The sequence below is a fragment of the Nocardia sp. NPDC019323 genome, assembly GCF_044389845.1.
Classification (GTDB): Bacteria; Actinomycetota; Actinomycetes; order Mycobacteriales; family Mycobacteriaceae; genus Nocardia; species Nocardia implantans.
This window is the reverse complement of sequence record NZ_JBIRYN010000002.1, coordinates 404,606-422,346: the sequence shown is the minus strand read 5'-3', so window position 1 is coordinate 422,346 and position 17,741 is coordinate 404,606. Positions and strand designations below refer to the sequence as shown.

General features: G+C 63.4%; 18 protein-coding genes and 1 tRNA gene. 9 read left to right on the top strand and 10 right to left on the bottom strand.

Annotation, left to right across the window (positions count from 1 at the left end; translation table 11 throughout):
* Positions 1–18: 18 nt before the first annotated feature.
* Positions 19–408 carry a hypothetical protein gene (locus ACH49X_RS09335; protein WP_357207549.1) on the top strand — a complete coding sequence of 130 codons (390 nt, stop codon included), beginning with the start codon at positions 19–21 and terminating at the stop codon, positions 406–408.
* 94 nt (positions 409–502) lie between these two features.
* Here ACH49X_RS09335 and dcm read toward each other — a convergent pair whose 3' ends face one another.
* Complete coding sequence (gene dcm, locus ACH49X_RS09330) at positions 503–2,203, bottom strand: DNA (cytosine-5-)-methyltransferase (RefSeq protein WP_357207551.1); 1,701 nt, start codon at positions 2,201–2,203, stop codon at positions 503–505.
* A 238-nt stretch (positions 2,204–2,441) separates the two neighbouring features.
* Here dcm and ACH49X_RS09325 point away from each other — a divergent pair, with 238 nt between their 5' ends.
* Complete coding sequence (locus ACH49X_RS09325) at positions 2,442–2,621, top strand: hypothetical protein (RefSeq protein ID WP_357207554.1); 180 nt, start codon at positions 2,442–2,444, stop codon at positions 2,619–2,621.
* A gap of 197 nt (positions 2,622–2,818) precedes the next feature.
* Here the strand turns inward: ACH49X_RS09325 and ACH49X_RS09320 are convergent, their stop codons facing one another.
* Genes ACH49X_RS09320 through ACH49X_RS09300 form a run of 5 tightly spaced genes read right to left on the bottom strand, consistent with a single transcriptional unit; the run spans position 2,819 to position 5,556 of the window.
* Positions 2,819–3,253, bottom strand: coding sequence for a hypothetical protein (locus ACH49X_RS09320; RefSeq protein WP_357207556.1), 435 nt, complete (start codon positions 3,251–3,253; stop codon positions 2,819–2,821).
* On the bottom strand, positions 3,250–3,534 hold the full coding sequence (locus ACH49X_RS09315; RefSeq protein WP_357207559.1) for a hypothetical protein: 285 nt from the start codon (positions 3,532–3,534) through the stop codon (positions 3,250–3,252). The genes ACH49X_RS09320 and ACH49X_RS09315 overlap by 4 nt, the downstream gene beginning before the upstream one ends.
* Positions 3,531–4,940 carry a DUF4157 domain-containing protein gene (locus tag ACH49X_RS09310; protein ID WP_357207636.1) on the bottom strand — a complete coding sequence of 470 codons (1,410 nt, stop codon included), beginning with the start codon at positions 4,938–4,940 and terminating at the stop codon, positions 3,531–3,533. Before ACH49X_RS09310 ends, ACH49X_RS09315 begins: the two co-directional genes overlap by 4 nt.
* Positions 4,940–5,239 carry a WXG100 family type VII secretion target gene (locus ACH49X_RS09305; RefSeq protein ID WP_357207562.1) on the bottom strand — a complete coding sequence of 100 codons (300 nt, stop codon included), beginning with the start codon at positions 5,237–5,239 and terminating at the stop codon, positions 4,940–4,942. Before ACH49X_RS09305 ends, ACH49X_RS09310 begins: the two co-directional genes overlap by 1 nt.
* Positions 5,240–5,241: 2 nt before the next feature.
* Positions 5,242–5,556 carry a WXG100 family type VII secretion target gene (locus ACH49X_RS09300; RefSeq protein WP_357207565.1) on the bottom strand — a complete coding sequence of 105 codons (315 nt, stop codon included), beginning with the start codon at positions 5,554–5,556 and terminating at the stop codon, positions 5,242–5,244.
* Positions 5,557–6,183: 627 nt separating this feature from the next.
* On the opposite strand from ACH49X_RS09300, the gene ACH49X_RS09295 reads away from it, so the two are divergent.
* The 3 genes from ACH49X_RS09295 (at position 6,184) to ACH49X_RS09285 (ending at position 10,245) form a co-directional block, all read left to right on the top strand.
* Positions 6,184–6,390 carry a hypothetical protein gene (locus ACH49X_RS09295; RefSeq protein ID WP_357207567.1) on the top strand — a complete coding sequence of 69 codons (207 nt, stop codon included), beginning with the start codon at positions 6,184–6,186 and terminating at the stop codon, positions 6,388–6,390.
* Positions 6,387–8,693: an N-6 DNA methylase gene (locus ACH49X_RS09290; protein WP_357207570.1), complete on the top strand. Its 2,307-nt coding sequence runs from the start codon at positions 6,387–6,389 to the stop codon at positions 8,691–8,693. Before ACH49X_RS09295 ends, ACH49X_RS09290 begins: the two co-directional genes overlap by 4 nt.
* A gap of 346 nt (positions 8,694–9,039) precedes the next feature.
* Positions 9,040–10,245: a hypothetical protein gene (locus ACH49X_RS09285; protein ID WP_357207573.1), complete on the top strand. Its 1,206-nt coding sequence runs from the start codon at positions 9,040–9,042 to the stop codon at positions 10,243–10,245.
* Positions 10,246–11,270: 1,025 nt separating this feature from the next.
* Here ACH49X_RS09285 and ACH49X_RS09280 read toward each other — a convergent pair.
* Positions 11,271–11,480: a hypothetical protein gene (locus tag ACH49X_RS09280; protein ID WP_195079583.1), complete on the bottom strand. Its 210-nt coding sequence runs from the start codon at positions 11,478–11,480 to the stop codon at positions 11,271–11,273.
* 329 nt (positions 11,481–11,809) lie between these two features.
* Here ACH49X_RS09280 and ACH49X_RS09275 point away from each other — a divergent pair, with 329 nt between their 5' ends.
* Positions 11,810–12,454 carry an LppP/LprE family lipoprotein gene (locus ACH49X_RS09275; RefSeq protein WP_357106889.1) on the top strand — a complete coding sequence of 215 codons (645 nt, stop codon included), beginning with the start codon at positions 11,810–11,812 and terminating at the stop codon, positions 12,452–12,454.
* A gap of 113 nt (positions 12,455–12,567) precedes the next feature.
* On the opposite strand, the gene ACH49X_RS09270 is transcribed toward ACH49X_RS09275, so the two are convergent.
* Positions 12,568–12,640, bottom strand: a tRNA-Ala gene (locus ACH49X_RS09270).
* A gap of 99 nt (positions 12,641–12,739) precedes the next feature.
* Positions 12,740–13,402 (bottom strand): TetR/AcrR family transcriptional regulator, encoded by a 663-nt coding sequence (locus ACH49X_RS09265; protein WP_195079585.1) that lies wholly within the window; start codon positions 13,400–13,402, stop codon positions 12,740–12,742.
* Between the two features lie 456 nt (positions 13,403–13,858).
* Here ACH49X_RS09265 and ACH49X_RS09260 point away from each other — a divergent pair, with 456 nt between their 5' ends.
* From ACH49X_RS09260 to ACH49X_RS09250, 3 genes are all read left to right on the top strand, one after another.
* Entirely contained in the window at positions 13,859–14,584 is a 726-nt protein-coding gene (locus tag ACH49X_RS09260) for a ParA family protein (RefSeq protein ID WP_357106895.1), read from the top strand.
* Positions 14,584–15,372: a hypothetical protein gene (locus tag ACH49X_RS09255; protein WP_195079587.1), complete on the top strand. Its 789-nt coding sequence runs from the start codon at positions 14,584–14,586 to the stop codon at positions 15,370–15,372. Before ACH49X_RS09260 ends, ACH49X_RS09255 begins: the two co-directional genes overlap by 1 nt.
* 660 nt (positions 15,373–16,032) lie before the next feature.
* Positions 16,033–16,509 (top strand): C40 family peptidase, encoded by a 477-nt coding sequence (locus ACH49X_RS09250; protein WP_195079873.1) that lies wholly within the window; start codon positions 16,033–16,035, stop codon positions 16,507–16,509.
* Positions 16,510–16,540: 31 nt separating this feature from the next.
* On the opposite strand, the gene ACH49X_RS09245 is transcribed toward ACH49X_RS09250, so the two are convergent.
* Entirely contained in the window at positions 16,541–17,725 is a 1,185-nt protein-coding gene (locus ACH49X_RS09245) for a hypothetical protein (protein WP_357106898.1), read from the bottom strand.
* Positions 17,726–17,741 lie beyond the last annotated feature (16 nt).

Here is a 17,741-nt window from a genome sequence, read left to right as displayed (position 1 = left end):
GTTGAGACGCTGATAACATTGGCGACGCTGATCGGGTTCGATGAGGGACCTGACGTCCTCCCTGGCGGGACGCGTCCCGACGTTCTGCGGTTACGTACAGCCGATGGCGCCTTATTTGTTGCCGATGCCAAGGCCACCGAGACACCCGGTAACACCGAGACCTACCTGCGCCTTAATCACTACGCAGAGTTCTTAACGGCCGTGATCGAGAAGGGTTGCGCGTGCGTGCTCGCGCTTGCAGTCGATGTCGGTGACGCCTACGGATGGTTGCGGGTACTCCGAGGCTTGTCCTTCGGTCCTTCGGGTGGAAAGCGCGTTACCGGGCACCTGGATCAAATTGATGCGGATACAGCGGTGATCTGGCAGAGTTTTGTCAGGCCTGGCCGGTATGCCCTGCCGGGAAGCTGACTGCTCGTGGCACCATCTGTGTAACAGCCCCGGTTCACTACCATTTAAAGTCAGTACTGCGCTGCCGTCTGCCGCGCAGTCACGAGTGAAGATTTCATAGGTCGAAGAGTGTTGGTGTCGGGTCCGTCATGAAAGCGTGATCGGCAAGAACGTGTGCCTTCGCGTCAATTAGTTCGCGCACGTGCCGTACGACGTCGTCAGGGTGTTCGTGCTCCCAGTTGACTGTCACATCCCAGCCATTGTTTTCCCAGTATTCCTGCGTTTCGAGATTGCGCTTTTGATTCTGAGCGATCTTTTCCGCCCACCACTTCATGCGTGACTTCGTAGTGGCAGTGTGCTCGGGGCAGCCATTCCAGAAGCAGCTGTTGACCATCACTACTACCTTCGCGGCTTTCAGGAGGATATCGCCTTTTCGGGGCGCTCCATGGGCCTCGGTACTCACGTCGAAGCAGATGTAGTGTTTCTTCAGTTCGGCCTGAAGGAGTCGGGTGGCCAGGGTGTCCTGTCGAGCGTCGCGGCGCCTGCGCGCACGTGCGGACTCGGCTTCTGTGGACGGATGGTTACTCCACTGACCGCGTGTCGGTGGCTCTGGTGCTGGGTGTGCCTGGGCCGCTTCGGCTCCGCCGATCTGGGTGGCGATCGCATGTGCGAGAACGTGAGCCAGAAGTGGCGGAACGGCGTTGCCGATCTGGCGGCAGCGTGAACCCAACGATCCGACAAACTTGTAGTTGTCGGGGAATGTCTGGATTCGTGCGCCTTCGCGTACCGAAAGTGAGCGGTCCTCGACCGGGTGGGTGAAGCAGCCCGTCGTGACATTGCTGAACTGAGTCGTGATTGTGTACGCAGGCAAGTTCGCATCGAGGCGGCCCAGCAGATTCGTACTATCAGTACGGCGCATGCCGCGGTAGCGGTCCGGCAGCAGATACGGGGGGATGTCCCGCCACGTGCCTCCTGCGGGCACGTGTTTGATGAGCTCGCGCGTGTCCGCAGACATCAGAGGCACTTCATGATCACGAAGCGACCGTGAACCGCTCCGGAGGCGCTGGGCGATGGAAGGAACGTTCTTTGCTTTTATCGCGTAGCGCCGCACCGGTCCCTGCGTGTCCCCGAGCAGGGGCAGATCCCCGATAGCATCCCAGACAGTTAAGTGCTCAAGAAGACCCTTCTCAAGGCGCTTCTTCTCCCACATTTCCAGGCTGTCGCGGCGCCAGCCCCCCATGTGCGTTTGCTCTGGGAACTCGAATCTGGTGTCGCCGAGTAGGCCGACGATGAACAGTCGCCGACGACGCTGTGGCACGCCCCAGTCGGCGGCAAGCAAGATCTGAGGAGGGTGTACGGCATATCCCTCGTCGGTGAAGCGATCAAGGATCATCTTGCCAAACGAACCCTGTTTGAAGTAGACCATCCCAGGAACGTTCTCCAACAGGAACGCCCTTGGCTTGAGGTGTCGTACAACCTTGAACATGTGTTCCCACAGGTTGTTTCGCTCGTCACCTTCGCCAACCCATTGGGTTCGTCGACCGTGCGTGCTGAACGATTGACAGCTGGGTCCGCCAAGGACGACGTCGACTCGGCCGCCGGCAAGCTCTTCGATCTTCTCTGGCGAGAAGTCGGTGATCGAAGCGCACTCGACGTGGGTACCGGGGTGGTTCTTCTTGTAAGTTTCGCAGGAGTCCTTGTCCTTGTCGATGGCGAAGCCGATTTCATAGCCAGCCGCTCGAAAACCCTCGCTCAGCCCACCTGCCCCGCAGAAAAGGTCAATGGCACGCAGTGGAGAAGAGGGGCGGCTGATCATGATCGCATCGTACGTCAGAGAGCCATACTCGTCGACTTGCCGGGCCGACATGGCTTGTCACCACACTGAGCCAGTAGCAGTCCCAATCCCTCTCGCACGGTTGAGGTTAACGGCGAGGACACAAACGCAGCCAGATACCCCCGTGTCCACATCGATGAGGTGAGGTGTCCTGGTACCCAGGACCCGTGTAGTCGGGCCACGGGTGTGGACCCTGCGGCTCGCGCTGTGTGTGGGGTCGATGACCACGAAGAAAGGCACCCCTGAGCAGGTCGCGTTGGAATTTACCAAGGCCGATCGGCTGCTGGTCGAGGGTAAGGACGTCCGGAGGAGTGTCGGGGAGCTGCATATCACCGAGGCCACCTACTTCTGGTGGCGTAACCAGTTCGGTGGACTGCAAGCCGACGATGCCGCAGGTTGAAGGCCGCAAACGCGACAACATTGGCCAGTTGCGAGGCCTAAGTGAGCAGGACCAGGGTCAGGACGCCGTCGGTATGGCCATGGGTTCGCGCGCGACGCTTCGACGTGGCAACCGCGATCTCTGATTCGGCTGCGAAGCTAACGCTGGGCCCCACCGGTCAGACGACCTGTTATTGGCCGCGGAGTCATTGTTTGTCTTCAGGTGCTCCAGCCGTGTCTGTTCATGCGTTCGAAGTATGCGTCGTCGGCGGCTTGGATCTCCTCTTCAGTCAGAGGCGGTCGGTGCGGCTTTGTCGGTTCGGGCGCGGCCATGTTCCGCAGTTGCTGTAGCTCGGCATCGATCCGCGGATCGACTGTTCGAGCGGCTTTGCGTACTCTGATCGCTGCGTCCGCCTGCGCCTGGCGGTGGCATTCCAGGAGTGCGTTGGTCAGTTGTGTGCTGGACCATTTCATGGCGCCTGGGGCGATGTGCAGCGTTGTGATGTCGCCGTTGGCGTTGACTTCGATGGTGATGCCGCGGGTTTCGCAGCGGCCGCGCACGGCTTGGATGGCTTGGGCTGCTTGTTGGCTGTTGCGGCGGATTTCGGCGAGTTCATGGTGAAGTTGTTGGTCCCACCGCGGCAGGTCGGTCATCGGTTCTCCGTGCCTAGTTCGGTTGTGGTGGTTGGGTTGATGAGGCGTTGGCCGATTCGCACATTGTCGGTGTCACGGCGGTCGACGACGAGGGTGAATTCTTCGGGTTCGCGACTGCCGTGGAACTCGAGGCCGAGTATTCGCACCGTTTCGCCGCTGGCGGAGTCCTGGAGGATGTCTCCGGGACCGATGGTGCCGGAAATAAGGCGCCCGGTGACAAGCAGGCCGCCGCGATGGGGCAGGTCCCAGAGGTGGGTGACTGTGAAGTCGACTGGAGTCATCGTTGTGCTCCTCTGAATCGGGCGAGGGGGCCGGCTTCGCTGGCGTAGGCTTCGGCTTCGACGTCGCGGAGTGTCTGGGAGTTGATGGTCAGTCCTTCGCGGATCTGTCGGGTGTGGGTGACTTCGTGCGCGATGGTGGCGACCATGGTTTCCTCGTCCATGAATGAGGCTGGGCCGAAGATGATCTGGCGGCCGCCGAGCTCGTGGGGGGTCTGGGCGCATGCGTCCCAGTAGTCGAAGTAGCGGGCGGTTTCGGCGTCCTTGGCGACGACGATCTCGACATCGGTCAGGTCGATTCCCGCTCGTTCGGCGAGGGATCTGATGGCGTCTTCGGTCATCGGGACGAGGTTGTCGCCCTTTTCCAGGACTTCGATGTTGTTGCGTGCGGCGCGGCGGGAGAAGAGTTGGGGTGCGGCGTCACCGCTGCGCCAGATCTTGGCCACGGCTTGGTCGAGCCAGCGTCCGAGTCGGGAGAACATGGCTTTGAGCGTGGTGCCGATGACACCGGTCACGCGGCGCGCGATGGTGGTGGCTTTGGTGACCAGTTCGGTGATTATTCTGCCGATTCGCGCGGTGTACATGCTGATGCGTGCGACGACACCGGCGTTGCCGAGTTCGGAGAGTCCGGCGGTGAAGAACGCGCCGACTTGGATGGCCGCCTCGATCGCCGCGGTTTCGATAAGCATCTTGCGTAGCTCATCGAGGATCTGGTGGTGCGCGTCATCGAGGTGTTGGGCGTACTCGCCGCAGGCATCGCCGATCGAGCGGAACGAGGCTGCCAGCTGGGCGAGGTCTATCCCCATTTCGTTGCAGGTTCGGACAGCGTTGGGGATCTCTGGTGACTGCTGGTTCTCCAGCATGCCGACCGCGCCAGGAACCGCAGCGGAGGAGTCGACGAGGGCGGCGGCAGCGTCGTACCACACGGTCTTGGCGGCTCGCAGTTGGTCTTGGTGACCGTCGGGCCACACCAACCCTGACACCGAATTGACCAGGGCCCACCCGAAAGGCTCGGGCCCGGCCGTCCCGGAGGCCGACGGGACGAACAGCGCCAGACACGGTTCGAAACCCAATGTCGGTGTCGGGGGCGCAGCAACGGAGGCAGGGTTGGCGGCTGCCTCGCCGGAAGCGTGGTTGTAGGCGCCCGCGGTGAGAAGGTCACCAGTGCGTCCACACGCCGAGACCAGCTTGGCCGAGGTTTGCAACGCCAGTCCTGCGGCCTCGTCGTAGGCCTTGGCCCATTCGCTGCCTGCGTTGTCGGTGCCGGCCATCCCGCCGTAGCTGGTGAGCGTGCGAACCAGCGCGGCATGGACCTCGGTGCCGCTGTCTCTGACCGATGCGAAAGCCTCGCCGGCCGAGTGGTATTCCTGGTGACGGCACACAATGATGGGGAATGTAGTGGGGGCCATCAGGGCCACATCCCGAGGTTCGTTTCAGCGACTCCGGTATAGCTGGTGTGCGCGCGGCGCGCTACCTCACGCAGTTCGTCGAGGTTTTCGCGCATCTCCGCCGCGCCGGCCATCCAGCGGTCGTGGGCGGTTCGCTGAGCTTGGGCCGCCGAACTCGACCAGGACAGGTGCAGATCGGCGATGTGCTGGTCGACCTCTTGCAGCCAGCCCTCGATGTCTTGTCCGAACTTTTCCATCGTCGTGATCGCGTCATCGAGCTGCTGCAGGTCGACTCGGTAGCTGTAGTCGTCTTCCGCCATGGCTACAGCTGGTTTCCCAGTTGGGTGATCGTGTCGCGGTTGGTGGTGTCGCGGAGTTCGTACCGGTTGGCGGCGTCAGCGAGATTCGCCGCCGAGTTTTCGAGCGTGGCGGCGATATCGTCGGCGCCTTGCTTCCATTCGATCCATGACTCGTCGTAGGCTGACGCCGCGCTACCACGCCAGCCGTCGGCGAGGAGTTCTTTGCCTATCGTGTTGTCTAGCTTGGCAACACGATCACGAATCAGCTGGGCCTTATCGGCGATGAACCGCGAGGCGTCCCGCAGCCGATCGACCTCGACCTGGAGTTCATCGGACATGCCGTCTCCCCTCGTAGCGCACTCCACAGATCGCCTACGAACTATAGGACGCACCTGGCCGCCAATCGGTTTCATCGCCACCTTTCGGGATACGGCGGCGATGTGGTCATCGAACTGCATCCCCGTGTCCGCGAAGGGCAACGAGTCAGAGAATCGATAGCCGTGGCGCCGGCGTTCGGCTTGGGTTCTTGCCGAGTTCTTCAGCTTCTGGCCACTCGGTCCCCAGTCCTCGTGCCTGCTGTCGGTGTTGTGTCTCTGGGCCCCCCACAGGACAGGGAAGCTCCTCGGATGCCTTGCGCATCGGCTCGAAGTGCCTCCCAGCGCAGCTATCGGTGTCGCGGAACCCTTGGCCTCCGTGTGGATCTGGTCTTGGCTCGCGGGGTTTGACGTAGTCTCACTCATCCGCGCACTGTCAGTGCGCAAAATAGACGTTGGTATCGAGAAGGCTGCGAGCTTGCTTAGATCATACGGAAAATCATGCTCTACATGCAGATATGTAACAAGCGAGCGGGGGAGTGTCGGCTAGGCGAGGAAGCTGTTAACCAGAGAGATTGTCAAGACGGATGTCGTCATCTGAGGTTGAAGGCTCTAGTTTGGACTTTGATCCGAACCGAGAGGATAGCGACGATGTTCGACATACTGGCCGGCGGCAAGGTGGCCGTTACTTGTGTACTCGTGTGGTGGGCGTTGGTCACCAGTGTGGTGTTCCTACTGGCGATCGGCGTCTACTTGTTCCATCCCGATCCGAAACGAAGGCGGGACGCTCACCGCCTTCTGGTGTTCCTCCGAGACAGTGTTCGCAGCCTGTTCCGTCGAGAGCGCGGCGAGCAGTGAACGATCCGATGTTCGCTACGTCGCTGATCAGCCGATCAGAACTCGCTGAACTCGCGGGAGTCAACAGCGCGACATTCAAGATCTGGGAAAATCGCCACCCCGACTTTCCCGGCCCTGTAGCCACCGATGACCGGGGGCGTCAGTACTACGATCTCGCCCGCATGCTCGAGTGGTTGGACCGACGTTCCATCCCAAGCGGCCCGCGTGAGGGCGAGCATGAGGGTTTCACTTATGGGATGCGCGTGCGGCGGGAGCTGGCGGCACGGCAGCGCCGTCGTTTGGCCGAGATCGAAGAGCCAGACGATCCTCAGAAGCTTTCCATCGTGGTGTGCGACCTCCTGGAGCTGTTGCGCAGATGGGGGCGGGGCAGTTCCTCATCGAACACCGATCGCATTACTGCGGCGATGTGCATGATCTTCCTACGCGTCTGCGATCCGGAAGCGTGGGAAGAACTCAAGAGACTGGCTCAGACACCATCAACTCAACCCCAAGTGCTCACTCGACTCGGGCGGTATCTCGATGCCGCTGTCCGGCGATACGGGATCGCGGTGAACATGTCGCCCATCCTCGGCGCCCTGCGTCCGCAGCCATCTGTCGAGGTGAAGCGGTTGTTCGAGATTATTCAGGTGCTCGGACCGCGGGCTGTCGCCTACCTGGTTCAGCGATACGACGCGGAGGCGGAGCTCGGTAGCACGGAATACTTCACGCCACCTGCCGTGGTCGACCTGATGGTCGGCGCTGTCGTCGACCCGACCGCCGACAGCGCCATTCTCTACGATCCCCATATCCGCGGTGGAGAATTGCTGCGATCCGCAGCCGGGCGGTACCAGCCCGGATGCCTCATCACTGCCCATGGCAGCAGTCCGAAACCCGATTTGCTGCGCCTCGCCGGATTGAGCCTGGCGACTGTCGGCACCGCCGCGACCCTACGAGCTGGCACCTCGGCACCATGGATTACCGATGACAGCGCAGTACATCTCGCAGACGCGGTCATCACCAATCCACCGTTCAACCTCAAGTCCGAGTACGGCGACGACAACATCTCCATCGCGTGGCCTTTCGGCGATCCGCCACCACACAACGACAACTACGCGTGGCTACAGCACGCCATTTCCAAACTGCGCCCGACAGGTCGAGCGGCGGTGCTCATGCCCGCTCGAGCGGGTCTGTCGAGCAATCGCAGTGAGCGAGAGATCCGCCAGCGGATGGTGGAAACCGGAGCTGTCCGGGCGATCATCGCGCTGCCGGACAAGCTGTTTCGCGGAACCGACCTCGCCGCGACGATCTGGGTGCTGCAACATCCGAAGGGCTCAGCGACCTCGATAATGTTCATCGACGCTCGGCTGGCGGGAGTCGCGGCCAGCGGAGGCCGCAACCGGCTGCCACAGGAGATGGTCGCCATCGTTGTCGAACAGCTCGACGCGGCAGATGCTCTACCGCCAGGGCCGACTCGTACGTTGACTCCCAACTGTCATGCGATGGTGGTCACCCCTCAGGGGATTCGTCGCGCCGAGTATGCACTCGATCCATCCAGTTATCGCCAGTCGTCCGAGCGGCGGCATCAAGGCGAACTGTTTCGGATGGCGAAGGAAGCGCGGACGGCAGCACACGCCTCGGCCGAAGTTGCCGAGCGGGCCGCAAAACGCGTCGACCGAATCGAACTGCGACCGTGGCTGCCGTCGGAATGGCAGGTTCGTCGGTTGGAGGATGTGTGTGACATCCAGCCGGGCCCTTCACCAAGCCACGTCCGGAAGGAGCACCGTACCGCGGAGGGAGTCCCGATCATCCTGAACAAGCACCTCCGGGACCGACGGATCGTGCTCGATGAATTCGACTGCCTTCGCCCAGACCAAATGCGTCAGATGGATCGGTTCATCCTGCACGCTGACGATATTGTCGTGATTCGAACCGGTGCGGTCGGCGACCCGGTCATCGTCACCCAAGAACACGCGGGCTCGCTACTCGGGCCGAATCTGATTCGGCTGAGAGTACGCGAAACGGATCTCGACCCGCACTACCTGTTGTCCTACTTGTCCCGCCCAGGGATCCTGCAGTGGATGGCAGGGCGATCCAGCGGCAGCGTGGTCTACTCGATCACTGCTAAGACGCTGGGAGAGTTGGAAATGACGATCCCACCGATTGCCGAGCAACAAGCCACCGGGTCAGCGCTCAGCGCCTACGACGAGCAGATCGTGGCATATCACCACGCGTTCGAGGCAGCCAAGAAGGCCCGCGCTGCGGTAGCCGAGGGCCTCATCGCCGGCGAAATCGGGGTAAGGGAACAGCCAGAGGGCTCCAGATAATCTCCGTGGTAGGTGGACACTCGGGGAGTACCCTCCGAGCCGAACGACCGTGTGCGGATGCCGCACGACGACGCGGAGGGGGACCGCGGCGTCGCGGTGGCAGCCCGAATCGGTACCCCTCGACACCGATCTACCCGTCCACCATCTGACCTCGAACAGCGGGATCTATGCTGTCGCGGAATCACCACGACTCCCAGAAGCCGGATCTTCCCCGCACTCGCACGTCGACAGGGCCGCAAATCGTGGCGATGGGTGACAGCGCGTATCTGACAGAACTGCCTTTCGATCGGACCGGAGGTAACGGATAGTGCGTACCCCTCGTCCTCGTCCGCGTAAGGACGGGACCGTGGCTTGGCAGGTGCCGTTCATCGTCCAGGCCGGTGGTAGTCGGCGCCAGTCGGCTGAGACGTTCGACGACTACGAGGAAGCATCGCGGTGGGCGGCGCTGCTTGCCAGGGTCGGCGTCGAGGTGGCGCGGCAGGTTCTCGAAGCCCAGCGCGGCAGCCAGCCTGAACACATCACCTTGTCGCAGTGGCTGCGTCACTACACCGACCGGCTCACCGGAATTCAGGACGATGTTCGCCGCAAATACCATGGTTACATCCGCAACGACATCGATGAGTTCATGGGACATCTGCCGATCACGGCGATCACGCAGGACACCGATGCGGCGTGGGTGGTGTTTCTGGAGCAGGACAAGGGCAACGCGCCGAAGACGATCCAGAACAAGCATGGATTCCTCTGTGCGGGGATGCGGGCGGCTGCCGAGCAGCGCCCGCAACCGCTGATCCCGTTCAACCCGTGTACGGGCACTCGCCTGCCGCGTCATGATGCGTCGGAGATCGACATCTTCGACAACGATGAGTGGGAGTTGTTCGAGCAGTTGCTCGCGCCGCGGTGGCGCTCGCAGGCGGAGTTCGGGTTGGTGTCGATGGCGCGGCCCAGTGAGGTCGGGGCGTTGCTGGTGCGGGATGTCAACCGCACGACCGGCGCGGTGCGGATCAACAAGGCGTGGAAAGACGCCGGCAGCAAACTAAAGCTGGGCAAACCGAAGAGCAAGCGGGGCGTGCGGACGGTCAACGTGCCGTTGGAGACCCTCAACCGGTTGAACCTTACGCGTCCGGGCGAGGAGCTGCTGTTCCACACGGTGATCGGCACGCCCATCACCGCGGCCGTCTTCTACAAGGACGCTTGGCAACCCGCGCTGCGGCGCCTGGACGCACTCGCGTGCGGCGACTTCTCCCTGTTCACACGCAAGGCCCGCTGGCAGGGCGGTGACCCGGAGCAGTTGCTGGAGCGGTTCGCGTTCACCGTCGACAATCTGCGTGTGAAGAGGTTGACGCCCTACACGCTGCGGCACACCGGCATATCGTGGAAGCTGCAGGACGGTGTACCGATCTTCGTCGTGTCCCGCGACGCCGGACACGAGTTGGTGACCACCACCGATCGCCGATACGGTCACAACGACCGCGCCGCAAGTGAGTCCGCAGCACAGGTCATCGCGGGAAGACTGCCGCGAGTGCGATCAGAACTGCTCGCGCTGGCTACCTGATACGCAGCCCGACATCGGTAGGACAGGCATCGGAGGAGCCGGACAAACATCGATGATCGACCGGTTCTGGCATGGCCTACCAGTGGTAGCCACGTGTCGCCGGATCGACTGGTGATCGACGCAAGTACCAGCGCTCGTGTCGAAGCCCAACGACAAGCAGGCTCGGTGCCGGCTCAGGCACTACGGCGGTCGAAACCTACGCAGGACAGCGGACCGGCATTGCAGCGAGAGCCACCCGGACCCGGGTGAGATAACTGCAGCCGGGATCGGTCATGCCTGAGATTCATGCGGGCTGGACTCCCACGGTGTGTTAGGTGCAGTCGCCACAGCCGTCGCGCGCCGCGCATATCCACCCCCGGAGACTGCTCGGTTATCGGCGTCGCCTCCGCCCCCGGCGGTGGCTGCGAAGCCACGTAGGCAGTCTGCTCTCGTGGGTCTCACAGTTTCGGACAGGCCCCGGCCTTATCGGTTCTCTCCCGATTCGGGGGGTCGTCACGTGACGGGGCGTCAGCGTCTCCGCGAACGAACGCGCTGGTTACCTTACGGCGGGTGACGCCGTCACCAACCCAGCAGCACCAGTCTGTGGAATGCCTGGTGACGGTGTCACAACAAACATGTAGGGTTGGGTATCGAAACGTAACCAAACGTCGCGAGATGTACATCAGAACCACTGGCGGCCTTGTGAATCAGAGTCGTAACCAGCAGTTTTTGTGGCAGAGAGCCCTAGGGTTCAAGTCCTCCTAGGCCCACCTCTGGTGCCAGTTCAGGCACATTCCAGTACTCGATCCCTCGTCATCGCCTACCGCTTTCGACGCGGAGACCATACCCTCGCACTCGCTCGTCGGCGCCGAACTGGTGATGGAAGCGAGCGAGTCCGGCAAGTCGCGGAGGGCTGAGTCCTGCGCCGTCTATCCGGCGGGGTGGGTGACGACAGCTACGCCGATTGGCTGATGAAGCACCACAGGGCGAGCGCGGGATGGTGCGGACATCCGAGACTCCTTGCAGGTTGAGTGGTGCGGTAGGTCTTACTGGCAGAACTGGGGACCCTGGTTCATGAGCATCAGCTTGATGATGGTGCACAGGATGCTTCCGGGACCGCTGGCCGATCCGCTCTCGCCGGCCACCGCGGAGACGGAGGGGGCGGGTTGCGGAATCTCGGCCTGCGCCGTCGCGGCGGGTGACAGCACAGCCACGGTCAAGAGAGCGCCGATGGTGAGCCGAGTGATTCGAGTCATCGAATCTGCCTTCCTTCCTTGAGGTTTCGGTCCGCAGATGCGTACCACCCAGACCATCGTCGGCTCCGCGCCCGTCGTTACCACGGTGTTATCCAGCGACCGTCACGGCGTCATCCGGTAGGCGAGCTCGACCTTCCGGAAACCTGCCGCTGGGTGCATCGCTGTAACACCCGTGGCAGGCGTTTCGACACCTTTTGACAACAGTTGGCGGACAAGAACATTCGTATCGGGTGGGATGCCGAATCCCCCGGATCCGGCGCGCCGGTGATCGCGGGCGTGAAACGAATGTCGAAACCCTCAGCTGCGCAACAACATCCGAGGGATTCGCGATGAACGTCAAATTATCGGCCGTGGTGTCGCTCGCGGCGACCGTTGTGCTCACGACGGCCGCGTGCGGTCCCGACTCGGGGACATCGGCCGGGCCCGTGACGTCGGCGGGGCGTACGACCACCGCGTCACCGGCGGGTCCAGCGGTGACGCCGGAACGCGCTCCAGGGGCCACGGCGGCCCCCGGATCACCCGCCGCGACGACCCAGTCTCCCGTCGCGGAACAGGCGCCGGAAGGTAGCGGCCACGGCCTGTGCTTCGACGCCAACTCGGCGCTCGCGGCGTCCTCGATCGCCACATTGGCGGCCCCTCCCGGCGGGTCCTGGACGGTCCAAGGGGCGAGCGAGGATCCGATCGCGGCGGGATGTACCGGCGTGCTGTCCTGGATGACGGTGGACTGGCCGGGAATTCATCCCGGCACACACGTTCTGTTCTTCGCCGGCGGAAAGTATCTGGGGACCGCGAGTGCGCGGCCGTACGCGTACACCACAGTGCTTGGCAAGACCCGCGACACCGTGTCGGTGCAGTACCGCTGGCCGGAGAAGAGCGACCCGCTGTGCTGCCCACAGGGCGGGCCGAGCGTCGTGACGTTCACGCTGACCGGCGGCACCGTGCAGGCGAACGGTCAGTTCCCGCCGGACAACTGATTCACTGCCCCGGATCGCTGGTACTCGCTTCCTTCCGACGCGAGCCCCCGCGCGTGGTTGCGCCGCTGTGAGAGAAGAAGGCCCATGCTCTTCACGAGCATGGGCCTCGAACGTGGAGCCTAGGGGAATCGAACCCCTAACCCCTGCCTTGCAAAGGCAGTGCTCTGCCAATTGAGCTAAGGCCCCGTGCGTACAGTCGCCTGAAAACGGTACCTTCTCGCCGCTGACATGGTCAAAACGGCGGGTTGTCGCGTCAAGGTGAGCGCCGCCGGCGGTACGAACGCCTCAGGCCGCGTCAGCGCCTTTCAGCACGTCATCGAGGGAGGGCAGCGGAAGCGAGCAGATTTCGCGCGCTTCGTCGTCGGGGACGCCGAACATCCGCAGCAGGTCCTCGGTGACCTGATCGGTGGCGGCGGCATCGTCGCGGTCGGGGTGGTCGTGCAACAACTGGCCGAGGCACAGGGCGGCCCCGGCCACGATCGTCATGGCCAGTTCGGGGTCCCGGGTCCGGAACCGGCCGGTGCGCGCGGCGGCCTCGATATCGCGGCGAGCGCGCGGCGCGAGCCCCTTCCCGGACGCGCTGAGCGTCAGGCCGTTGTTCAGCAGCACCTTGCTCATGGTGGGGATTCGCCGGTGCAATCGGCCGGTCAGCCGGAAACTCTGCGCGAAGACCTCGGCCGGATCGTCCATGCCTTCGGTGAGGGCGTCGAGCACGGCGCCGTGCTTCTCGAGCGCTTCCTCCACCGCCGCCTGGAACAGATCCTCCCGACTCTGGAAGTGGTTGTAGAACGACCCCATTCCGACGTCGGCGGCCTGGGTGATCTCCAGGATGGGCGCGTTCAGCTTCCCGCTCGCGATGAACGACTGGGCCGCGGTCAAGAGGGCGGCGCGGGTGCGGGCCTTGCGGCGCTCCAGGCGATTGCGTTCCACCCCGGTCCGATCCGTCATGCCCACTCCTTTCCCTGTCGGTACGCCGCCGATGATAGCGCCTTACTCAGTTATGACGAATTCATCATGAACCGGCCTCGGGCCTTTCTGGGCGGGCTTCGGGCGCCGCAGTAGGGTGGAAGTCATGAAACTTCTTCTCACCGCCGGTGTCGTGGTTCTGGTTCTCTTCGGCATCTCCAAGCTGCGCCAGCGCGGCGACGCGGACATGTGGCACGAGGTGACCACCCGCTGATCCGCCTTTGCACGGCAGGGGGCAGGGCAATCGAGGGAACACGGGCGCAGCGGCCCGGCGGGGCGATGGAATTCCCCGCCGGACAGCCGGAACTTTGTGTCCAATTGGACACAAAGTAGAAGCGGCACAACCGGGACAAGGCGCCGCAATCAGGCGATATTCGCCGATACTGTGCCAGACTGACCCCGCACAGTAATGCACTCCTCACCCTCGGAGGAACGTCTATGACGAATTCTGTTGCGCCACTCGAATTGCCCGAACCTCTGGTCATCACGCTGGGGAATCTCAAGGGCGGTGTCGGCAAAACGACATCAGCGTTCTTCTTGGCGAGCTACTTCGCTTCGGTGCACGAATCGCGGGTGCTCGTGATCGACGCCGACCCGCTCAGCCAGACCGGATACTCCTGGTACCGGCGGCTGGTCAAGGGGGGAATCGAAGTGCCGTTCCAGCTGGTCGCGTTTCCTTCGCGGCATGTCGGCGACTGCATCACCGACAATGCCGCCGATTTCGACGTCGTCATCGTGGACGCCGGGGGTGAGTCGGCCGATATCTTCAAGGCCGCCGTTCCGGAGAGCGACGAGCTCCTGCTGTTGACGAGTGTGAGCCCGTCGGAAGTCAAACGCGTGCCGAGCACGTTCAAAGCCGCCGAGGAGGCGGCGGCCGACACCGACCGGGAAATCCGGGTGCGGGTGTTGATGACCAAAGTCCCGGTGATCATGAAGAAAGGGGTCAATGTCTCGACCGAATACCGTGCGCAGCGCGGGCATTTGGAAAGCGCCGGCTACGACGTATTTGATTCCTATTTGAGCGCCTGGAAATGGTACCGGGAGGCGGCGGACGGGGAGGTGGGGGAGGGCGCCGAGAATCCGATCGAGGATCTGGGGGAGTATCGCAAGGTCGGCGACGAGTTACTGAGCGCGTATCGCGTCCTCATGGAGGTGCCCGCCTGATGCCTCCACAACGCAGGAAGGGTTCGATCGGCGGGGCCAATCCGCTATCCGACGGCGCCGAGCACACGCCACCGGTGTCCCCGCTGCGCGATGCCGAATGGCGGCGGTCGAGGCCGGTGAGCCCGAATGTCTTGACCATGCCGGTGCCCGATGCCGGTGACGGACCGCTGAGCGACCGGGAACGAGCGCAGCTGACCGCGTGCGAGTCGTCGATCGACACGTTGCGCATCGCGTTCTGGGCGGCCGGGCGCGCGCTGCAGATCGTGCGGGACGGCCGGCTCTACCGGGACAGCCACGACACCTTCGACGACTATGTGGAACAGCGGTGGGATATGCAGCGGTCCTACGCCCACAAGCTGATTCGCGCTTGGCCGCTCGCCGCGCGGCTGCATCCGATCGCGCCTGCGATCAACGAAGGCCAGGTGCGCGAGCTGTTGCCGGTGGCGGCCGAATACGGCGAAGAAGCGGCGGTGACCGTATACACCACCGTGGCGGCGTGCGCCGAGGCGAAGGTCACCGCGGGAAAACTCCGGCAAGCGGTGGCCCTGCTGCCCGAACGCTATGACGAAGAGGTGGTGGTCGAGCGCCTCCAGGCGTGGCTGCGCGGCGAACTGCCGGGCGAGGGGGCCGATCGTGCGGCCGACATCTTCACCGCGATGGAATCCCGGTTGGCGGCGCTGACCAAGCGTGTGGTCAAAGGATCCAGCGACGACCCGCGCGCGGCCCGCGAATTCGCGGCCAAGCTCCGGACGATCGCCGAACAGATCGAGGAACAGATCACCGCGTGAAAAAAGATTCGGCAATGGGCCCCGCTTCCCTGCGGGGCCCATTGCGTATCGAGGAACGAATTGCACGCCGAAATTATGAATACGTCTCAACGCACCGAAACGAGTTATTGTTTCGTTATGAAAATAAAGGTGTGTTGTGCTTTACGTGATGCAAGCTATGCCGAAAGGTGAACACTCGGATCGGATCCGCTGGACTGACGAAGCACCGTGATGGTTTTCGAATCAATTCGAGGTCTTTGGTGAAGTCGGTCGCGCCGTGTACGGCGCGTCGTATGGCTCCGCCGGAGGCCGGCGATATGAGCATCGGAGGACCGCATCATGGCATCATCGACCGACGACCGATATCTCCGCTACCTGCGGCGCGCTGTGCTCTGGGCACTCGCCACCGGAGCGGCCGCACTCATCGGCGTGCTGTGCAACGCGGGGGAGGCATCGGCCCAGCCGGTGACCATTCCCGGCGTGGGAACGTTCGAGATTTCCGACGATATTCCACTTCCCGGATCGCCGGAGAAACTGCTCCGGAACAACGCCATACTCGCCGTCGACGGAATCGAGAACGTCGCGGCCGCTCCGGTTCCGCAGATTCAGATCGCGCCCGCCACTGTGGGCCCCGCGATCGAGTCCCCCTTCTCGGTGGACATCCCCGTGCTCGAGCTGCCGATGCCGACGATCGTGCCCGCGATCGAAATTCCGCTGATCGGTGTCCTTCCGGAGATCGAGATCCCCTTCCTCGGCGACATCCCGCAGATCATGCCCCGGGCGCCAACCCCGCCTGCAGCCGTGATCCCGCAGAAGTCCGCCGGTGAGATGGCAGTCGACGCGGCCAAGACCAAGATCGGTTCCGAGTACAGCTACGGTGCGGTCGGCCCCGACTCCTTCGATTGCTCCGGACTGGTGCAGTGGTCCTACGAGCAGGCCGGCGTAGAACTGCCACGCACCAGCTACGACCAGCTCGCCGCGGGAACGCCGATACCGCTCGACGATCTGCGCCCCGGCGACATGGTGTCGTTCTACGGCGGAAGCCACTCCGCCCTCTACGCAGGCGACGGCAAAGTCATCCACGCATCGACATACGGAACGGGCGTGACCACTTCCCCCCTCTCCTCGATGCCGGTGAGCGGAGCCCGCCGATTCTGACTCCCCGAAACAGCCGCACCGCCGCTTTCGGTCAGGGAGAGACCGCCGCCGCTTCCAGCGCGGCCAGCGTCTCGGCATCCGGCCAGTGACGAATCTCGTAGCGGCGAGGCGAGAGATCCGGGACCGGAGTGAGGCCGGTCAGTCCCACGACAGCATCGAACGGGACTTCGAAAAGACGCTCCAGCTCACCTTGGTCGTCACGGCAGAAGGCGACGTAATCGGCTTCCGGGAGCAGGTACTCGACACCCTCCCCCCAGACGGTGATCGTGAAGGGACCGTTGTCGCCATGGCCGTACATGACCGAACCGACGTAGGCGGGCTCGAGGTCGTAAGGCGTGAACTCCAGATCGCGTTCGACGATCTCGTTGAGAATCCGCGCCTGCGCGTCGTATTCGGTGACCGCCAAACCGCATCGGGCGCGCTGCACGGCGGGCAGGTGGCGATGGGCGGGCGAACGATCGAGCGGGATGATCGCGCCACTGTCGTCCACGGTGTACCCCTGCGGCGAGATCGGGCGGGACGCGTCGTGGTACTGCTCTTCCACCACTTCGAAGATCGGCTCCAGATCGTCGGCGCCGGTCGCGACGATGAGCGTGTCGACATCGGGCATGAACGCGATGGGTGCTCGGTTCCCGAAACCGGAACCGGCGAGCCAGCCGGGGAGCAGCGGCCATGACGTGCAGTAGCCGTCGCCGTCGTCGACGAATTGCAGCACGCCGTCTTCCTCGAAGTCGGTGAAAGCCACTATTGCGGCGAGGTTTTCGCGTGCGGCCGTGAATACCTCGTCGGAACTCACGCCCCACTCGCGCAATGACGCGTAGGTGACGATCGATCGGGTCTGGGGCATGTCGATGGCAACCATCTCGTCCACGAATGGGAAAGCCGAGCGCGCGATCGGCCGCGACTCCGGTTCGACGCCGACGCCGAAACTGTTGGGGCGCAGAAGCGGTCGCAGCATGGACCGCGCCGCGGGCCAGTCCGGCGCGGGAGCGCGCAGCTCACGCACGGCGGCGCAGTGCTGGGCGACCCGGGCCTCACGCTCGGCCGCATCGAGTTCGCGGGTTTCCCGGAAGATGTTGTGCAGGTCGAGAAAGAGGTCGCCGATTCGTATGGCGAACTGGTCCGGGTCGTATTCGGCTTCCGTTTCGTCCAGCGTGGAAAGGTGTTGCATGACGAGCGCGGCGAAGGCGGCGGCTTCGTCTTCGATGTTCTGCACGCGGCCACGGTAGTCG

What these genes read in the sequence shown, in the direction of transcription:
- dcm (WP_357207551.1), bottom strand. Translation starts at nt 2,203, where the DNA reads ATGATCAGCCGCCCCTCTTCTCCACTGCGTGCCATTGACCTTTTCTGC.
- ACH49X_RS09325 (WP_357207554.1), top strand. Translation starts at nt 2,442, where the DNA reads ATGACCACGAAGAAAGGCACCCCTGAGCAGGTCGCGTTGGAATTTACC.
- ACH49X_RS09320 (WP_357207556.1), bottom strand. Translation starts at nt 3,253, where the DNA reads ATGACCGACCTGCCGCGGTGGGACCAACAACTTCACCATGAACTCGCC.
- ACH49X_RS09315 (WP_357207559.1), bottom strand. Translation starts at nt 3,534, where the DNA reads ATGACTCCAGTCGACTTCACAGTCACCCACCTCTGGGACCTGCCCCAT.
- ACH49X_RS09310 (WP_357207636.1), bottom strand. Translation starts at nt 4,940, where the DNA reads ATGGCCCCCACTACATTCCCCATCATTGTGTGCCGTCACCAGGAATAC.
- ACH49X_RS09305 (WP_357207562.1), bottom strand. Translation starts at nt 5,239, where the DNA reads ATGGCGGAAGACGACTACAGCTACCGAGTCGACCTGCAGCAGCTCGAT.
- ACH49X_RS09300 (WP_357207565.1), bottom strand. Translation starts at nt 5,556, where the DNA reads ATGTCCGATGAACTCCAGGTCGAGGTCGATCGGCTGCGGGACGCCTCG.
- ACH49X_RS09295 (WP_357207567.1), top strand. Translation starts at nt 6,184, where the DNA reads ATGTTCGACATACTGGCCGGCGGCAAGGTGGCCGTTACTTGTGTACTC.
- ACH49X_RS09280 (WP_195079583.1), bottom strand. Translation starts at nt 11,480, where the DNA reads ATGACTCGAATCACTCGGCTCACCATCGGCGCTCTCTTGACCGTGGCT.
- ACH49X_RS09275 (WP_357106889.1), top strand. Translation starts at nt 11,810, where the DNA reads ATGAACGTCAAATTATCGGCCGTGGTGTCGCTCGCGGCGACCGTTGTG.
- ACH49X_RS09265 (WP_195079585.1), bottom strand. Translation starts at nt 13,402, where the DNA reads ATGACGGATCGGACCGGGGTGGAACGCAATCGCCTGGAGCGCCGCAAG.
- ACH49X_RS09260 (WP_357106895.1), top strand. Translation starts at nt 13,859, where the DNA reads ATGACGAATTCTGTTGCGCCACTCGAATTGCCCGAACCTCTGGTCATC.
- ACH49X_RS09255 (WP_195079587.1), top strand. Translation starts at nt 14,584, where the DNA reads ATGCCTCCACAACGCAGGAAGGGTTCGATCGGCGGGGCCAATCCGCTA.
- ACH49X_RS09250 (WP_195079873.1), top strand. Translation starts at nt 16,033, where the DNA reads ATGCCGACGATCGTGCCCGCGATCGAAATTCCGCTGATCGGTGTCCTT.